Annotated in this window: 13 protein-coding genes; 9 read left to right on the top strand and 4 right to left on the bottom strand. The window is 73.2% G+C overall.

What is annotated here, in order from left to right; translation table 11 throughout:
- From DPA01S_RS17075 to DPA01S_RS14035, 4 genes are all read left to right on the top strand, one after another.
- Positions 1 to 319: hypothetical protein (locus tag DPA01S_RS17075; RefSeq protein WP_198150798.1), on the top strand; the 319-nt coding region annotated here is incomplete at its 5' end.
- Between the two features lie 70 nt (positions 320 to 389).
- Positions 390 to 1679 carry an HNH endonuclease signature motif containing protein gene (locus DPA01S_RS14045; protein WP_061227921.1) on the top strand — a complete coding sequence of 430 codons (1290 nt, stop codon included), beginning with the start codon at positions 390 to 392 and terminating at the stop codon, positions 1677 to 1679.
- 85 nt (positions 1680 to 1764) lie between these two features.
- Positions 1765 to 4092, top strand: a complete 2328-nt coding sequence (pta, locus tag DPA01S_RS14040; RefSeq protein WP_232303170.1) for a phosphate acetyltransferase — start codon at positions 1765 to 1767, stop codon at positions 4090 to 4092.
- On the top strand, positions 4089 to 5300 hold the full coding sequence (locus DPA01S_RS14035; RefSeq protein WP_061227922.1) for an acetate/propionate family kinase: 1212 nt from the start codon (positions 4089 to 4091) through the stop codon (positions 5298 to 5300). The genes pta and DPA01S_RS14035 overlap by 4 nt, the downstream gene beginning before the upstream one ends.
- A gap of 22 nt (positions 5301 to 5322) precedes the next feature.
- On the opposite strand, the gene DPA01S_RS14030 is transcribed toward DPA01S_RS14035, so the two are convergent.
- From DPA01S_RS14030 to DPA01S_RS14020, 3 genes are all read right to left on the bottom strand, one after another.
- Complete coding sequence (locus tag DPA01S_RS14030; RefSeq protein WP_061917215.1) at positions 5323 to 7821, bottom strand: serine/threonine protein kinase; 2499 nt, start codon at positions 7819 to 7821, stop codon at positions 5323 to 5325.
- Positions 7818 to 8852 carry a glutamate ABC transporter substrate-binding protein gene (locus DPA01S_RS14025; protein WP_061228004.1) on the bottom strand — a complete coding sequence of 345 codons (1035 nt, stop codon included), beginning with the start codon at positions 8850 to 8852 and terminating at the stop codon, positions 7818 to 7820. The genes DPA01S_RS14030 and DPA01S_RS14025 overlap by 4 nt, the downstream gene beginning before the upstream one ends.
- An 86-nt stretch (positions 8853 to 8938) precedes the next feature.
- Positions 8939 to 10447: a GlnX family signal transduction membrane protein gene (locus DPA01S_RS14020; protein ID WP_232303168.1), complete on the bottom strand. Its 1509-nt coding sequence runs from the start codon at positions 10445 to 10447 to the stop codon at positions 8939 to 8941.
- Between the two features lie 150 nt (positions 10448 to 10597).
- Here DPA01S_RS14020 and DPA01S_RS14015 point away from each other — a divergent pair, with 150 nt between their 5' ends.
- Positions 10598 to 11716, top strand: a complete 1119-nt coding sequence (locus DPA01S_RS14015) for an NUDIX domain-containing protein (RefSeq protein WP_061917210.1) — start codon at positions 10598 to 10600, stop codon at positions 11714 to 11716.
- Between the two features lie 64 nt (positions 11717 to 11780).
- On the top strand, positions 11781 to 13718 hold the full coding sequence (locus tag DPA01S_RS14010; RefSeq protein ID WP_083961670.1) for an alkaline phosphatase D family protein: 1938 nt from the start codon (positions 11781 to 11783) through the stop codon (positions 13716 to 13718).
- 36 nt (positions 13719 to 13754) lie between these two features.
- On the opposite strand, the gene thiE is transcribed toward DPA01S_RS14010, so the two are convergent.
- On the bottom strand, positions 13755 to 14486 hold the full coding sequence (gene thiE, locus DPA01S_RS14005) for a thiamine phosphate synthase (protein WP_061917206.1): 732 nt from the start codon (positions 14484 to 14486) through the stop codon (positions 13755 to 13757).
- Positions 14487 to 14527: 41 nt separating this feature from the next.
- Here thiE and thiO point away from each other — a divergent pair, with 41 nt between their 5' ends.
- The 3 genes from thiO to thiG form a co-directional block, all read left to right on the top strand.
- Positions 14528 to 15715 (top strand): glycine oxidase ThiO, encoded by a 1188-nt coding sequence (gene thiO, locus DPA01S_RS14000; protein WP_061917203.1) that lies wholly within the window; start codon positions 14528 to 14530, stop codon positions 15713 to 15715.
- 62 nt (positions 15716 to 15777) lie between these two features.
- Positions 15778 to 15978, top strand: coding sequence for a sulfur carrier protein ThiS (thiS, locus tag DPA01S_RS13995; RefSeq protein ID WP_061228006.1), 201 nt, complete (start codon positions 15778 to 15780; stop codon positions 15976 to 15978).
- A 61-nt stretch (positions 15979 to 16039) separates the two neighbouring features.
- A partial coding sequence (thiG, locus tag DPA01S_RS13990) for a beta/alpha barrel domain-containing protein (RefSeq protein ID WP_061917218.1) occupies positions 16040 to 16585 on the top strand: 546 nt, incomplete at its 3' end.

The raw sequence follows: 16585 nt of genomic DNA, 5'->3' as shown, positions 1-16585 counted from the left end.
AGGCCCGGCGCGGGACGGCGAGGCCCGGCGCGGCGAGGTGAGGGCGGTCCTCGAGTCGGCCCGGCGTGTCCTCGAGGCGGCCGGCGAGCGCGGCCGGGAGTGCGTGTGGATCGGCGAACTCGCGCGCGACCGCGTGCACGACTTCGCAGAGTTCGACCTGCTCTACACGCGCGCGTCACGACACCTCGACCACAGTGACCCCGACGCGGCCTCAGCGGACCTCGCCAGGCTCGTCACGCTCGAACGCGCGCTCGTGAGCGCCGAGGTCGCCGCCATGCTCGACGAGCTCAGGTTCCGGCTGCTGACCGAGCGCGACTGAGGAGACCCGCGGGCGGTCGGCCGCCGGAAGCAACCCCACGGTGTCGTACGCCTGTTCTATACTTCAGGGCATGGAGCAGGGGATATCGGGCACCGAGGGCGACGGCGGTCGCAGTGTCGAGCCGCCCACGCTGGCCGATGTCCTCGGGTTCCTCGAGGCGTCCGTGGAGTCACTGTCCGCGGTCGAGTGGTCCGCCGTCGAGGCCGACGCGCTCGCGGACGCGGTGGGCCGCGTCGAAGTCCTGGCGCGCCGGCTCGAGGCCAGCGGCTGCCGCGCGACCGCCGAGCTGGCGGCGTTGCACGGGCAGAAGGGCCGGACCCCCGGAGGCGTGGCCGCCATGCTCGCCGAGAGGCTGGGCCTGGCCAAGGGCACTGTGCACGGCCGGATCGACGCCGGCGGGCGCCAGGCCACCCCGGCCGGGCGGGCGGCAGCGAGCGGAGAGATCTCCGGTGAGCACGAGCGGATCATCGCCAAGGCCGTCGCGGCACTACCCGGGACGATGGGCGGCACGGCCAAGACCGCGTTCGCCGAGGAACTCACACGGTTCGCCCGGTCGGCGGCGCCCGCCGACCTGCGCGCTGAGGCCGCGCGACGGATCGCGGAGCTGTGTCCCGCCCGCGGCCGGGACCGCGAGGAGCACCAGGAGCGTCAGCGCTCCGCGAGGCTCGGAGCCGTGCGCTCCGACGGGACGAGCACGCTGACCATGACGCTCACCCCTCGCGGTCGCGCGCTGGTGGAGCGGGCGCTATGCGACTTCGGTGGCCCGGGCGGGGCCGTGCCGTGCGAACCCGGATCGGACGACCGCACCCCGGAGCAGCGTGCCCACGACGCACTGGTCCACCAGTGGGCACTCGGCTCGACCGTCGACCCGGCACGGCCCAAGGGGATCGCGACCATCGTGGTGCGGCTGACCCCCGAGCAGCTCGAGGACCCCCACGCGCTCGTCCGCACCGACTCGGGCACCCAGCTCAGTGTCAGGCAGGCCGTCTCGATGGCCGGAGCCATGCCATGGTTCGTCTCGCTACTCCGCGACGGACGCGAAGAGCTGCTCAGGGTCGACGTGGACGCCCACCCCGAACGGCGCATCGCCACGGCGATCCAGCGGCTGGTCCTCTACGCCGCCCACGGAGGGTGCACCTTCCCCGGATGCACAGCCCCGGCCCGACGAAGTCAGTTCCACCACGTCCGGGAATGGTCCAGGGGCGGACCGACGACCGTCGCGAACGGCGCACTCGGCTGTCCCGTCCATCACGGATTCGTCGGTGACGGGCCGGCGGGCTGGACGACCATCGTGAACCCCGCTTCGCCCGGGCTGTGCACGTGGCTGCCACCCGGCGTCGACAGGCTCACCGATGCCTGACGATCGGCCCCCGACCGGGGTGACGGACGCGCCCGACAGGGGTGTACCTGATGTGCCGCGCCACCCGCGCTGTCACAATGCCCCCGTGCCCGATTCCCTTCCGCCCGATTCCGTCACGCCCGAGTCGCCCGAGTCGTCCGAGTCGTACGGGGCCGAGCCGCCCGAACCCGACATCGCCGCGCTGACCATCCCGGCCCAGAGCGGGAACGAGCCGCTCTCCTCGTCAGCCGTCTACGTGGCGGCCCCCGAGGGAGACACCGGGAAGTCGACCGTCGCGCTGGGCCTGCTGAGGATCCTCGCCGGTACCGTCCAGCGGGTCGGCGTGTTCCGTCCCGTCACCGTCGCCCCGCGGCCGGTCCCCGGTGTGACCACCGGCGCGGCTACCGGCACGGCGACCGCCGACGAGTCGGCCCGGGACCGCATCCTCGAGATGCTGCTGCAGCACACGACCGTGGACCTCGACTACGAGGACTGCATCGGCGTGACGAACCTGCGCGTCCACGAGGACCGCGACGCCGCCCTCGCCGAGATCGTCGACCGCTACCAGGTGGTCGCCCGCCAATGCGACGTCGTGGTGATCCTCGGGACCGACTACACCGGGGTCCCCAGTCCCACGGAGTACGACTTCAACGCCACGATCGCCGTGAACCTGGGCGCCCCCGTGCTACTGGTGCTCCGCGGTACCGACCGCTCTCCGGCAGAGATCGGCACCAACGCCCGGCTCACGCTCGACGAACTGCGCGCCGAGCACGCCCACCCCGTCGGTGTCGTCGCCAACCGCTGCGACCCCGACGCCCTCGAGGCGATCCAGGCCGAACTCGACACGCTCGACGTGCCGGCCTGGACCCTGCCCACCCAGGCGCTGCTCACCGCACCCACGATGGGCGAGCTCAAGGAGGCGGTCGACGGCACTCTGTACTCTGGCGACCCGGCGCTGCTCGACCGCGAGGCGATGGCCGTGATGGTCGGCGGCATGACCGGCGACCGGATCCTCGAGCGGCTCGTCGACGGCATGGTGGTCATCGTGCCCGCCGACCGCACCGACGCGGTGCTGGCGATCCTCACCGCGCACGCGGCCGAAGGCTTCCCGTCGCTGGCCGGGATGATCTGGAACGGCGGGGTGACGCCGAACCCGGCGCTGGACAAGCTCGTCCGTGGGATGCGGTCCACCCTGCCGATCGTCTGCACCCAGCACGGGACCTACGACACCGCGCGGCTCGCCGCCGAGACCCGCGGTCGTGTCTACTCCGGCTCCGGACGCAAGGTCGAGACCGCGCTGAGCCTCATGGAGAAGCACGTCGACACCGAGGAACTGCTCGCCCGGCTGCGCGTCGACACGCCCGACGTGATGACGCCGCAGATGTTCGAGCACCAACTTCTCGAACGCGCCCGCGCGAACAAGCGGCACATCGTCCTGCCCGAGGGCGACGACGACCGCATCCTCCACGCCGCCGGCCGTCTGCTGCGACGTGACGTCGCCGACCTGACGATCCTCGGGGATCCCGAGGCGATCCGACGCCGCGCCGATGAACTGGGCATCGACCTCAGCGGGGCGCAGCTGCTCGACCCGCGGGAGAGCGAACACGCCGACAGGTTCGCCGAGGAGTACGCCGAGCTGCGCAAGCACAAGGGGATGACCTTGGACGTGGCCCGCGACCGCATCCTCGACATCTCCTACTTCGCCACGATGATGGTGCACACGGGCCTCGCCGACGGCATGGTCTCCGGCGCAGCTCACACCACCGCGCACACCATCCGTCCGGCACTGGAGATCATCCGCACGCGGCCGGACGTTAAGACGGTCTCGAGCGTGTTCCTCATGTGCCTGGCCGACCACGTGCTCGCGTTCGGCGACTGCGCGGTGGTACCAGATCCCACCGCGGAGCAGCTCGCCGACATCGCCGTGTCGTCCGCCGAGACCGCCGCGCGCTTCGGTATCGAACCGCGGGTGGCGCTGCTGTCGTACTCCACCGGTGACTCCGGCACGGGCGCGGACGTCGACAAGGTGCGCGAGGCCACCGCACTCGTGCGGTCGCGCATCGCCGACGCCGCCGCGTCCGCCGCTGGTCCCGCCTCGCGCGCCGCCGACCCGGTGGCCGGCCTCGTCGTGGACGGCCCCCTGCAGTTCGACGCGGCCGTCGACCCCACGGTCGCCGGGAAGAAGATGCCCGATTCCGAGGTCGCCGGACGTGCCACCGTGCTGGTGTTCCCCGACCTCAACACCGGCAACAACACGTACAAGGCCGTCCAGCGGACCGCGGGCGCTGTCGCGATCGGGCCGGTCCTGCAGGGCCTGCGCAAGCCGATCAACGACTTGTCGCGCGGCGCGCTGGTCGAGGACATCGTCAACACCGTCGCCATCACGGCCGTCCAGGCGCAGGGCGCCGGCGACTCCCAGGGAAGCGATTCATGACCCGCGTACTCGTCATCAACTCCGGCTCGTCCTCCCTCAAGCTGCAGATCCTCGACACCGCCGAAGAGGCCGAGCTGGCCTGGGCTCTGGTCGAGCGGATCGGGGAGCCCGTCGGCACCATGACCGTGCGCCGCGGCGAGCTCACGGGATCGCCCGCCGCGGAGCGGACCGCGGAGGCCGGATTCCCCGACCACACCGCCGCGCTGGCCCGCGTACTGGAGCTGGCCGAGGAACTGCGGGTGCACCCCACCGATTTGGGCGTCGAGGCGATCGGCCACCGGGTCGTCCACGGTGGGCCGGCCTTCCACGAGCCGGTCGAGGTCACCGCCGAGGTGGAGGCCGACATCGAGAAGCTCGAACTACTCGCCCCGCTGCACAATCCGGCCAACCTGCGCGGCATCCGGGTCGCCCGCGAGCTGCTGCCCGGGCTGCCGCACGTCGCGGTGTTCGATACGGGCTTCTTCCACACGCTGCCCGCCGCGGCCCACACGTACGCGATCGACAGGGAGACCGCGCGTGAATGGGACCTGCGTCGGTACGGCTTCCACGGCACCAGTCATGAGTTCGTCTCCCACCGTGTCGCCGACGTCCTCGGCCGGCCCTACGACGAGATCAACCAGATCGTCCTGCATCTGGGGAACGGGGCGTCGGCGTCGGCGATCGCGGGCGGCAGGCCGATGGACACCTCCATGGGATTGACCCCGCTCGAGGGTCTCGTCATGGGCACGCGCCCCGGGGACCTCGACCCCGGGCTGATCATCCACCTCATCCGCGACCGCGGGATGTCACCGGAGGACGTCTCCACCCTGCTCAACCGCCGGTCCGGGCTGGAGGGACTGTCGGGCGCGCGTGACTTCCGCGAGCTGCTGACCCGGGTCGACGACGACGACGAGAACGCCCGGCTCGCCTACGAGGTGGTGATCCATCGCCTGCGCCGCTACATCGGCGGCTACTGGGCGGTCCTCGGCCGGGTCGACGCGATCACGTTCACCGCCGGGGTGGGGGAGAACGTCGCCCGCCTGCGGGCCGACGCGCTGTCCACGATGAGCGACTGGGGGGTCGACATCGATCGCGACGCCAACGAGAACGGCACGGGCGAGCGGGTCATCTCGACGCCGGACAGCCGGGTCGCGGTGCTCGTGGTGCCGACGGACGAGGAGTTGGCGATCGCGCGGGCGTGCGACACCGTGCTGGGCCTGGGACGGTAGTGCCCTGACCGCCCCCGCGGCGCTAGAACAACGTGCGCGGGCGGATGCTGTTGGCCTGGTCGACCAGGCGGAACCGCTGGGCCCGCGTCTCGGTGGACCGGGCGAGCGTCCGCAGGACGGTCTCGGCACCGGAGCGCAGGCCGAACTCGGTGAACGGCACGCCCCGCATCAGCGGGGACGGCGAGGGCTCGTTGCCGGGCAGCTGGATCCACGCGAGTGCGGTGGTGAGGACGGTGAGCCGGATCTGGAAGGCCCGGTGCTCGCCGGCGGACAGGTTGGTCACCCGGCGTGCGGCTTCCCGCAGGTGGGACTCCTCGGTCTCCTCCAGTGGGCGTCCCTGGCACAGGAGGAGGATCGCGGTGAGGTTGGCCAGCGAGGAGTAGCGCGAGTTGGGTGGGACGCGGTCGAGTTCCTCGATGGCGGCCGCGACCTCGCCGCGCCGCTGGAGCTGGCGGGCCAGTCCGAACGCCGAGCTGATGACCGAGCGGTCGACCGACCACACGGTGCGGTAGAAGTGCTCGCTCGAGCGGGCCCAGCGGGCGCGGTCCCGTTCGGGGCAGACGTCGAGGATGAGCTCGGCGGTGGCGGCGAGGGCCAGCTTGGGTCCGTTCTCGCCGGGCATGGCGGAGAGCACCTGCTGGAACTTCGGGTAGGCGCCGACCGGGTCGCCCTTGAGCAGCGCGACGATGCCGTCGTACCAGACGAGCCGCCACTCGGCGCGCCGCCGGTGGGCGTTCTCCTCCAGGAGCGCCTCGGCGGCGGCGAGGTCCCCGCTCTCGAGGTAGGCGCGTGCGAGCGACATGATGACGCCGATGCTCTCGTGCGCCTCGGAGCCGGTGTCCGAGTAGAGCTCCCTGAGCGTGTCGATCCGTTGTTCGACCGAGGTGTACGAGGTCGCGGCGAGGATGCGGCTGGCCGGGTCGGACGACTCCATGAGGGGCACCGGGAGCGCGTCGACGAGCTCGGCACCGGTGAGCGTGGTGTCTCGGGCGCGGCCGTCGACGAGGAAGTCCGTCGGCTCGACGGTGAACAGGGTGCCGAAGGTCGACCGCTGTGGGGAGAACACGGACGAGAACGCGGGGTGCGGCACCCCGGTCCGCAGCGCCAGCACCTCCCGCAGGACGCCCATGAGCTGGTTGGCCATGCCGGAGGCGCTGCGGAACCGCATGTCGGGGTCCTCGTGGGTGGAGCGCAGCAGGAACCGGTACAGGGAGTCGTACCGGCTGAAGACCGGCTCCTCCATGGGGGAGGGGATCCCGTCGGCGTAGCGACCGTCGACGACGGGCAGTCGGACGATGAGCGAGGCCAGCGTCCGGCCGACGGTGTACAGGTCGGAGACGATGGTCGGCCCGGTCACGGGGATCTCGGGGGCCTGGAAGCCCGGGGTGCCGTAGATGTGCCCGTAGTCGCCGACGCCCGACACGGCGCCCATGTCGATCAGCTTGACGTGGTCCTCGGTGAGCATGATGTTCTCGGGCTTGAGATCGTTGTAAACCAGCCCCACGGAGTGCAGGTAGGACAACGCCTGGAGGACCTCGAGGACGTAGGCGATGGCCTTCTCCACCGGCAGGACCCGCCCGGGGGCGGCGCGCCGGACGTCGCGGAGGCTGGGGCCGCCGACGTATTCCATGACGATGTACCCGCCGTGGGTGGGCGAGGTGGCCCAGTCGTCGTGGATGAAGTTGTAGATACGCACGATCGACGGGTGCGACAGCTCGGCGAGGATCTCCCGCTCCGCGACCGCGACCTCCTGCGCTTCGGCCTGGTCGGCGTGGAGCAGACCCTTGAGCACGACCCAGCGGTCGGAGACGTTGTGGTCCACGGCGAGGTAGATCCAGCCCATCCCGCCATGGGCGAGCGCACCGCGGACCTCGTACTGGTCGGCGACGATGTCGCCGGGTCGCAGTTCGGGCCTGGGCAGCTTGCCGTTCGAGGCCTCGCACTCGGCTTCGATGTCCTCCGGTGCGAGCATCGCGGACATGGGGTCGACGGGGATGATGTACGGCAGATCGACGAGGCCCTCGGCGGCCTGGCTCGGCCGGTCCTCGGGCTTGTCGGGGTGGCGCAGGCGGAACGGTGCCGAGGTGGCGCGGTCACCGGTGACCGCGTCGGTCCGGACGGACGGACGCGCGCCGGGGACGGACTCGGTGCGCGACTCCGGATCGTGACGCGGCCGGCCGGCGGCGCGGGGGGTGGTGCCGGCGTCGGGGTCGGTGTCGGACAGGAGCCCGGTCATGGACACCGCGCCGGTGACGTCGACGACGCCGGTCTCGGCCATCCCGCCGGTCGACGCGGAGCCACCCGTCTCCGCCATCGCGCCCGTGGCCGCCATCGCGCCGGTGGCCTCGGTCGCGCCGGTCGACGCGGAGCCACCCGTCTCGGCCATCGCGCCCGTCTCCGTCGTCGCGCCCGTGGCCGCCGCGGCCTGGGTGACGGCGACGGCCTCGGTCCGCACGGTGGCCTGGGTGCCGACGGTGGGTTCTCCGTCCTCCGGCGGGTCGTCCCACTTCCGGTAACTCATCGCGGCTCCTCGATGTACCGCGGCTCAGGCATGCCGGGGTTCGGTCCCAGCCCGGACAGCCACGTGGAGTACATGCGGTTCCACGTGCCGTCCGCGCGGATCCGCTCGAGCGTCGAGTTCACCTGCCGGACCAGCCCGTCGGTGTTGTTCTCCGGGGTGGACTTGGCGATGCCCACGCCGTACGGCTCGGCGTCGAGCTGCGGACCGACGATCTGCAGGTACGGGTCCTGCGCGGTGATGCCCACCAGGATGGCGTCGTCGGTGGTGATGGCGTCGACCTGATTCTGCTGGATGGCGACCAGGCAGTCCGCCCACGTGTTGACCGACAGCACGGTGATCCGCTCCAACTCCGCCCACAGTCGCGACGCCGAGGTGGTCCCCGCCGCCACGCACACGCGCTTTCCCTCGAGGTGCTCGATCTCCGTGATACCCGAACCCCGCACGGTGAGCACTCGTTGGTAGGCCTGGTAGTACGGCACCGAGAACGTCACCCGCTCGCGCCGGGCGCACGTGATGGACATCGACCGGATCACCACGTCCACCTGGTCGTTCTCGAGCGCCTCCAGCCGGTTCGCCGATGTCAACGACCGGAACTCCACCTGCCGCGGGTCACCGAAGATGTCGGCGGCGATCTCCCGGGCGAGGTCCACGTCGAAGCCGGTGAGCTGGCCGCTGGCGGGGTCGCGGAAGGAGAACAGGTTGGAGCCCTGGTCCAGGCCGACGATCAGCCGGCCGCGCTGCAGGATCCGCGGCACACGTTCCTCGGGCGGGGCGTCGTCTGGCCGCAGGCTGGGCAGGGGGTCGCAGTTCTCCTCGTCTTCGCGCGGCAGGTTGTCGGGGATGTCGGTGCTGACCACCGCGCCGGCGGGCAGCGGCATGACGGCCTCCACCTCCGGGATCCCCGCGCCGACGATGTCCGCGGACTCGGCCGCCGCGCCCTGGTCCGGCCCGCCGACGCCGGGGCGGACCTCGTCGTCGCCGACCCCACACGCGGCGCCGAACGCCAGGGCCGCCACCAGCACGCCACCCAGCGCGGCCCGCGCCGCCCCGCCGACCCGCGCCGCGCCGCCAGCCCGTCCCGGCCCGCCGACCCGTGCCGCCCCGCCGACCCGCGCACTCACAGGTACTCCCTGATCCGGGGCGCGATCCCCACGACGACGCCGAACGCGGCGAGCGTGGACAGCGCGATGATGAGGTCCGGGCCACTCGAGGAGGTGCGGCGGGCGTTGTCGATGCGGGTGCGCAGCGTGTCGCGGGCCTCCTCGATGGCGGCCTGCATGGACTCGTCGAACTCGTCGAACGCCGCCCCCGAGTCGCCGGCGTCCTGTCCGGACGAGATCTCGATGGCGCCCTGGTAGTCGCCCTGCTGGTACAGCGAGTCCGCGCGGTTCTGGGCGGCTATCCACTCGTCGAGCGCCTCGATCGCGTCCGTCACCGCGCCGTGCGAGTCGAGGCTGATGTCGCTGCCGCTGTCCTCCTCGTCGTCGAGATACACGGTCAAGGTGTCGCGGACGCCACCGAGGACGGCCGCGCGCTCGGCCGCCGACCCCTCGGGGTCGGTGCGCCGCACGAGGTTGAGCGTCTCCTGCGCGCGCACCTTCTGGGCGTTGATGCGCTGGCGGGTCAGTTCGTTCATCGGCGCCGCGCCCTCGGACAGGCCCTTGGCGTTGTCGTTGGCGGCGAGGAACCCGGCGATCATGGTGAGCAGGAACGTCGCCACCATGAGCAGGGACGCCACGCCGAGCGCGGGGTTGATGCGCCGTCCGGTGAGCCGCCACAGCCACTGCTGCAGCAGCACCAGCACCGCGATCGCCAGTCCGAGGAGGAAGAACGAGCCCCACGGCGGCGACGACCACTCGCGGTCCGACTGGCCCACGGACGTGGACTGCCGGTCGTACAGGTCGGCGGCCGCGGGCAGGATGGTGTCCTGCATCAGCGCAGACGCGGAGGCGAGGTACGCCGAGCCGACCGGGTTGGCGACGCGGTTGTTGGTGCGCGCGGTCTCGACGAGGCCGGTGTAGGTGGCCAGCTGCGCGTTGATGTGGGCGAGCTGGTCGATGGACTCGGTGTCGTTGCGGTCGAGGCCCTGGGCGGCGGCGATGATCGACGACGACGAGTCCGCGATCGCCTGGAGGTAGCGTTCGCGCAGTTCCGCGGGTTCTATCCCGCCGGTGATGAAGGCGGTGTTCGCGGCGGAGTCCGCGATCGTCAGGGAGCTGTAGAGCGTCTGCGAGGCGTTGGCGACGGGCTCGACCTCGGCGAGCAGGGTCTCGTGGTAGCTCTGCCGCTGGGTGATGGTGGAGGACGCCACGATGCCGCCCGCGAGCACCACCACGATCGCGACCAGCGCGAAGACCGACATCCGGCCGGGGGTGGTGAGCACGTCGCTCCAGAAGCGGGCGGCGCGGCGGCGCACGGGGTGGCGGGGCTGGACGGCGGTGCCGGACTCGCCGCTGCCGCCGCCGGCCCCGGGCCGAGCACCGGATGCGGAGCGGCCGCCGGTTCCGGAGCGGCCGCCGGTTCCGGGCCCGGAGCCCGGCGTGGGTGTGGAACCGCTGCCGGTCCCGTCGGAGGATCCGGGAGTGCCGCGTCGTGCGAGGGTTCGGGCGCGCATCGCGTCGCTCACCTCCCCGGTCCTCGCCCGCCGAGCCGACGTCGCGACGGGAGTGTGTCCCAGGTTAGTGAAGTGACGGCGCGGAGTCGGGCAGACTGGTCGAGGAGGACTCGAGGACCCGCCCGATACGGGGGTGGGCCCGTCCGGGGAGGTGGAGGTCCGGTGACGGCGAGCGAGGGTGACGGCAACGGCTGGGTGGTGTCCGCGGGCGGTGATCGCCGGTGGGGCCGGTTCGGCGCCGCCGGGCTGCTGCTGCGCGCCGCCGATCCCACCGATCCGGACACCCCGCTGGTGTTGCTGCAGCACCGCGCGGTGTGGACCGCCTCCGGCGACACGTGGGCGTTGCCCGGCGGCGCGCGCGACTCGTACGAGGACGCGCCCCGCGCCGCGCTGCGCGAGACCGAGGAGGAGGCGGAGATCCGGCCCGCCGACGTCGTGGTGCGCGCGGAGGTTGTGACCTCCCGCATGCCCGGCACGGTCTGGCACCGGCCCGGCCTGGACATGCGCCACGCCGCGGAGATGCTGCGTCGGCTGCGCCCGGACCAGAGGCATGACGAGGAGCCCGACGAGTCCGGCGCCGACGCGGCCGCCGGGGCCGCCGGGGCCGACGTAGCCGCCGGGGCCGACCGCCGCCCCCGCGCGCTGCCACCGCTGGTCCAAGAGTCCCCCGACTCGGTCGAGTGGACGTACACGACCGTGATCGCCGACGCGCCGCGCCCGCTGGAGACGGTGCCCAACAACGAGAGCATCGAGCTGCGCTGGGTGCCGGAGACGCGGGTGGCGGACCTGCCGCTCATGCCGGCGTTCGCGCAGGCGTGGGCGGCCGGGCTGCGGTCCGAGCCGGTCGAGCTGGTGGTGGACGTGGCCAACGTTCTCGGCTCGCGCCCCGACGGCTGGTGGCGGGACCGGGCCGGCGCGACCGGGCGTCTGCTCGACGAGCTGGGCGCCGGGATGCCCCGCACCCTCGAACTGTCCGCGTCGACCGGACGACCCTCCCAGACCGGAGGATCGCACCCGGCCGAGCCGCCCGCCCCGGCGGCCGCCTTCGGCTGGGTCGCCCGCGCGCACGCCGTGATCGAGGGTGCCGCCCGCGCCGCCGAGCACTCGGGCCCGTTCGTGGTGCACCGCGCGCCGGGTTCCGGTGACGACGCGATCGTCGACCTGGCCACCGAGCTGGATGGCGGGCCCCGACGGGTCGTGGTGGTCACGGCCGATCGGGGATTGCGGGACAGGCTGCCGGAGAACGTCCTCGTCGTCGGGCCCCGGACCCTCCTCGGGTAACCCTCGCCGTTCCGCTCGACGGACCGGTCCCGCCCACCCGCCGCGCGGGTGCACACTGGTGCGCATGACCGCATCCGCCCGCACACCCGAGCTCGTCCTGGGCCCGCTGCTCCGGTACGTCGACAGCACCGACGCGACGGTGTGGGTCGAGGTCTCCGCCCCGTGCGAGGTGACGATCCGCGCTGGCGACGAGGTGGCCACCGAACGGACCTGGGGCGTGCACGGTCACCACTTCGCCGTGCTGCACCTGTGCCACCTGCGTGAGGGGGAGGAGACGCCGTACTCGGTGGAGCTCGACGGCGAGCAGGTCTGGCCGGTCGACCCGGGAAGGCCCAGTGTGATCTGCACGCCCCGCGCTGACGACACCGTGCGGCTGGCGTTCGGCTCGTGCCGGCGTGGTGAGAGCCAGACGTCGGAGGCGCTGCGGGAGATCGGCGCCGACGCGCTGGTGGCGCTGGCGCACCGGATGGCGCAGGCGCCGCGCCGCGAGTGGCCGGACGCGATGCTGCTCCTCGGCGACCAGGTGTACGCGGACATCCCCAGCCGCGAGATCACCGAGCGCCTCGCCGAGCGCCGCGACGCCGGTCTGGGGCCGCAGTCGGTGCGGGACTCGGCGGGCGCGGGCGGCGACCGCGACGTCTCGGACGAGATCTGCGACTTCGAGGAGTACTCCTGGCTCTACCACGAGTCGTGGCGGGACCCGGACGTGCGCTGGCTGCTGTCGACCGTGCCGAGCTGCATGATCCTCGACGACCACGACCTGCGCGACGACTGGAACTCCTCGTACGCGTGGCGGCGCGAGATGACCGCCCAGCCGTGGTGGCGCGACCGCGTGATCGGCGCGTTCTCCAGCTACTTCGTCTACCAGCACCTCGGGAACCTCACTCCCGACGAGCTCGAGGCGAACGAGACGTACCAGGCCCTGCGGGGCGCCGCCTCCGACGCGGAGCGCGTGCGCCTGCTGGAGGACTTCGCCGTGGCCGCGGACTCCGAGCGCGGCACGGTCCAGTGGAGCTACAAGCGCGACTTCGGTCGGGTGAGGGTGGTGATGCTCGACGTGCGGGCCTCGCGCCACCTGGATCCGGGTGACCGGCGGGTCATGGACTCGGACGAGTGGGCGTGGACCCGGGACGCGTGCCTGGACGCGGACGTGGACCACCTGGTGATCGGTTCGTCGTTGCCCGCGTTCATGCTGCCGGCGTTGCACCACGTGGAGGGGTGGAACGAGGCGGTGGCGCGCCATCGCCCGGACATGCCGGTGTCCGCGAGGTTCGGGGAGTGGGCGCGGCGCGCGGTGGATCTCGAGCACTGGGGCGCGTTCCGCAACAGCTTCGACGACCTCGTGGGACTGCTCACCGAGGTCGCCGCGGGGGATTCACGCCCGGCGCCCGCGTCGATCCTGCTGCTCGGCGGCGACGTGCACTGTTCGTACCTCGAGGAGGTGGAGCTCACCGCGCCGCGGGTGGCGGATTCGCCGACGCGCGTGCACCAGCTGGTGATGTCGCCGTTCCGCAACCCGCTGCAGAAGTCGATCCGCGCGGTGAACCGGCTGTCGGTGCGCGAGCCCCTGCCGGCGTTGACGCGTCGCCTCGCGCGGGCGGTGGGCGTGCGCGACCCCGAGGTGCGGTGGCGGGTGTCCGACGGCGTGTGGTTCGACAACGGCGTGATGACCCTCGTGCTGCGCGGCCGCCGCGCGAGGGTGCAGGTCGACCACGCGCGCGTCGAGTGGCCGGCGTGGGGGCTGGGTAAGGCCCTCACCCTGGTGCCGGGGCTGGCGCCCGACTCGTGGGGACGCAAGCCGGGAGACGACCCGACCGGGCAGGCCGGGCGCACCGGCCAGGCCGGGGGAGGGGGACGACGACGAGGTGGGGATTCGCTCGACCGCAAGCCCCGGCAGGTTCTGCGCAGGACGCTGACCAAGGAGTTGACCGCGGCGGACCCGCTCGCCGAGGGTGCTGCCGCCGGGGCCGGGAGCGGGGCCCCGCAGGCGGCGACGCCTTAGCCGGGTCGCCGGGCGGGGTGGGGCGGGGCGGGGCGCTCAGGCCAGGGCGGCCCGGAGTTCGCGGGCTGCGGCGGTGGGGTCCGGGGCCGCGGTGATCGCGCGGACGACGACCACGCGGCTCGCCCCGGCGGCCAGCACCTCGGGCAAGGTGTCCGGGTCGATCCCGCCGATGGCGAACCACGGCTTGGGCGCCGCGGCCGGTCCGCCGCCCAGCCCGGCCGCGTGCCGCACGAGCCCGAGCCCCGGGGCGTGGCGGCCCGGCTTGGTGGGGGTCGGCCACACGGGGCCGGTGCAGAAGTAGTCCACCACCGGGTTCGCCGCCGCGGCGTCGACCTCGTCCGTCGCGTGGCACGACAGGCCGATCACCACGTCGTCGCCGACGATCCGTCGCGCCCACTCCACGGGTAGGTCGTCCTGCCCGACGTGCAGCACGTCGGCGCCGGCGGCCACGGCGACGTCCGCCCGGTCGTTCACCGCGAGCAGCGCACCGTGGGCGTCGCAGACCTCACGCATCACCGCGAGCGCGCGTAGCTCGTGCCCCGCCTCCAGCGGCCCGAGGTCGCGGTCGCCGGCCGAGTTCTTGTCCCGCAGTTGCACGATGTCGACGCCGCCTGTCAACGCGGCGGTGACGTCGCGGCGCAGGGCGGGGAAGTCGCCCGTCCAGCCCTGCGCGCGGGCATCGTCGTCGAGGTGTCGGCGGGCGTCGATGCAGAGGTAGAGGCGGGCGTCGGCGAGGCGGGCACGGAGGCGGTCGGCGCGGGCGGTCATGGGTTCAACGGTAGGTGATGGCCCCTACTAGGCTGGCCGCCATGACCGTCGACCCCGCCCCGCCCGCCGCCCGTATCGGTGCGGGGCGGGTCGTGGTGGTCGGCGGCTCGGTGATCGGCCTGGCCTGCGCCTGGGCGATCGCCCGGTCCGGGGCCGCCGATGAGGTCGTCGTCCACGAGCCCGACGATTCCGGGCCCGGCGGCGTCCCCACCTCGGGCGCCGCGTGGGTCGCGGGCGGCATGCTCGCCCCGTTCAGCGAGGCGTGGCCGGGGGAGGAGGCGGTGTTCGCGCTCGGCGTGGACTCGCTCCGGAGGTGGCCGGGCTTCCTCGACGCGCTCGCCCCCCACGTCCCACCCGGTCCGCCCGTCCGCACGGCCGGGTACACGCACATGCTGGCGGTCGACGAGGCCGACGCCCGGGACCTCGACATGGCCATGGAGTGGGCGGCCAGCCAGCCCGACCCGACACGGGGCACCGACCCGGCCGGCACCAACGGCGGCGTCACCGAGGCCGATCTGCGTCGCGTGACCCGCCGCGAGCTCCGGGAGGCCGAGCCGTCCCTGGCCCGGGTCGCCCGCGCCGCCTACCGGATGGACTCCGAGGGCGCCGTCGACAACCGGGTCCTGCTCGCCGCCCTCACCCGTGCCTGTCGCGCCGAGGGAGTGACGTGGGTGCGCGGCGCCGTCTCCTCTCTCGACGACCTCGACGCGGACCGCGTCGTCCTCGCCGCGGGCACCGGCTCCGCCGACCTGGCGGGCCTGCCCGTGCGCCCGGTCAAGGGCGAGGTCCTCCGCCTGCGGTCCCGCCCCGGGTGTGAGGACCCGCCCCGCGGCGTCGTGCGGGCCTTCGTCCGGGGCCGGCCGCTGTACCTGGTGCCGCGCGCCGGCGGTCTCGTCGTGGGCGCCACCCAGTACGAACACGGCGACGACCGGCAGGTCACCGTCGCCGGGGTCCGCGACCTGCTCGCCGACGCCGAGACGATCTTCCCCGGCGTCGGCGAGTACGAACTCGCCGAGATGATCGCCGGACTGCGGCCGATGTCGCCGGACAATCTGCCGATCCTCGGGGTCGACCCCGCCGACCCGCGGATCGTCCACGCCACCGGGCACGGACGCAACGGGATCGCGTTGACGCCGGTCACCGCTGCGACCGTCGTCGCGACGCTGCTGGGGCGGTCGGCCCCGGGGGCGGCGGGCGCGGCGTCGCCCGACCGCTTCGCCCGCTCCTGACCCCGGTCGTGCCCGACGGCTACGGTGGTGCCGTACGTCACGACTTCCTGCAGGAGGCCCCCATGATCGTCACCGTGAACGGTGAGGACCGCACCCTGGCCGATGGCGCGACCGTCCGCGCGCTCGTCGCCGAACTGGACCTGCCCGACGAGGGCGTCGCGATCGCCGTCGACGGCATGGTCGTGCCCGGCTCGAGCTGGGGTGACACCCCGCTCGACGCCGGCGCGGAGGTGGACGTCCTCACGGCGGTCCAGGGTGGCTGAGGCCGCCCCCGGCCCCGTCGACGCGCCCGCCGCCCCTGACCACGGGGCGCGCGTCGCCGAGGTGCTGGACTCGCCGCTGGTCATCGCCGGTGAGGAGATCGGCTCCCGGCTCATCACCGGCACCGGCGGTGCCGGCAACCAGGAGGTCCTGCGCGAGGCGTTGATCGCCTCGGGCACCGCCCTGACCACCGTGTCGATCCGCAAGGTCGACCTGCGCCTCGGCTCGGACGGCCTCGGACTACTCGGGCTGCTGCGCGAGCTCGGCATCCGCCCGCTGCCCAACACCGCCGGGTGCCGGAGTGCCTCAGAGGCGGTCAAGACGGCCCGCCTGGCCCGCGAGGCGCTCGGCACCAACTGGGTCAAGTTGGAGGTGATCGCCGACGAGCGCACGCTCCTGCCCGACGGACTGGAACTCGTCGAGGCGGCCGAGGACCTGGTCGACGACGGATTCGTCGTCCTCCCCTACACCACCGATGATCCCGTCCTGGCCCGCCGACTGGAGGATGTGGGCTGCGCGGCCGTGATGCCCCTGGGCGCGCCGATCGGCACCGGGCTGGGCATCTGCAACCCGCACAACCTGGAGATGATCGTCGAGCGCGCCGGGGTC

It is taken from the genome of Dietzia papillomatosis NBRC 105045 (assembly GCF_001570845.1).
GTDB lineage: Bacteria > Actinomycetota > Actinomycetes > Mycobacteriales > Mycobacteriaceae > Dietzia > Dietzia cinnamea.
This window is presented reverse-complemented; position numbering and strand designations above follow the sequence as displayed.

Coding starts and splice junctions, on each gene's coding strand:
- thiO (WP_061917203.1), top strand. CDS start 14,528: ATGACCGTCGACCCCGCCCCGCCCGCCGCCCGTATCGGTGCGGGGCGG.
- DPA01S_RS14030 (WP_061917215.1), bottom strand. CDS start 7,821: ATGAGTTACCGGAAGTGGGACGACCCGCCGGAGGACGGAGAACCCACC.
- DPA01S_RS14035 (WP_061227922.1), top strand. CDS start 4,089: ATGACCCGCGTACTCGTCATCAACTCCGGCTCGTCCTCCCTCAAGCTG.
- DPA01S_RS14045 (WP_061227921.1), top strand. CDS start 390: ATGGAGCAGGGGATATCGGGCACCGAGGGCGACGGCGGTCGCAGTGTC.
- DPA01S_RS14010 (WP_083961670.1), top strand. CDS start 11,781: ATGACCGCATCCGCCCGCACACCCGAGCTCGTCCTGGGCCCGCTGCTC.
- thiS (WP_061228006.1), top strand. CDS start 15,778: ATGATCGTCACCGTGAACGGTGAGGACCGCACCCTGGCCGATGGCGCG.
- thiE (WP_061917206.1), bottom strand. CDS start 14,486: ATGACCGCCCGCGCCGACCGCCTCCGTGCCCGCCTCGCCGACGCCCGC.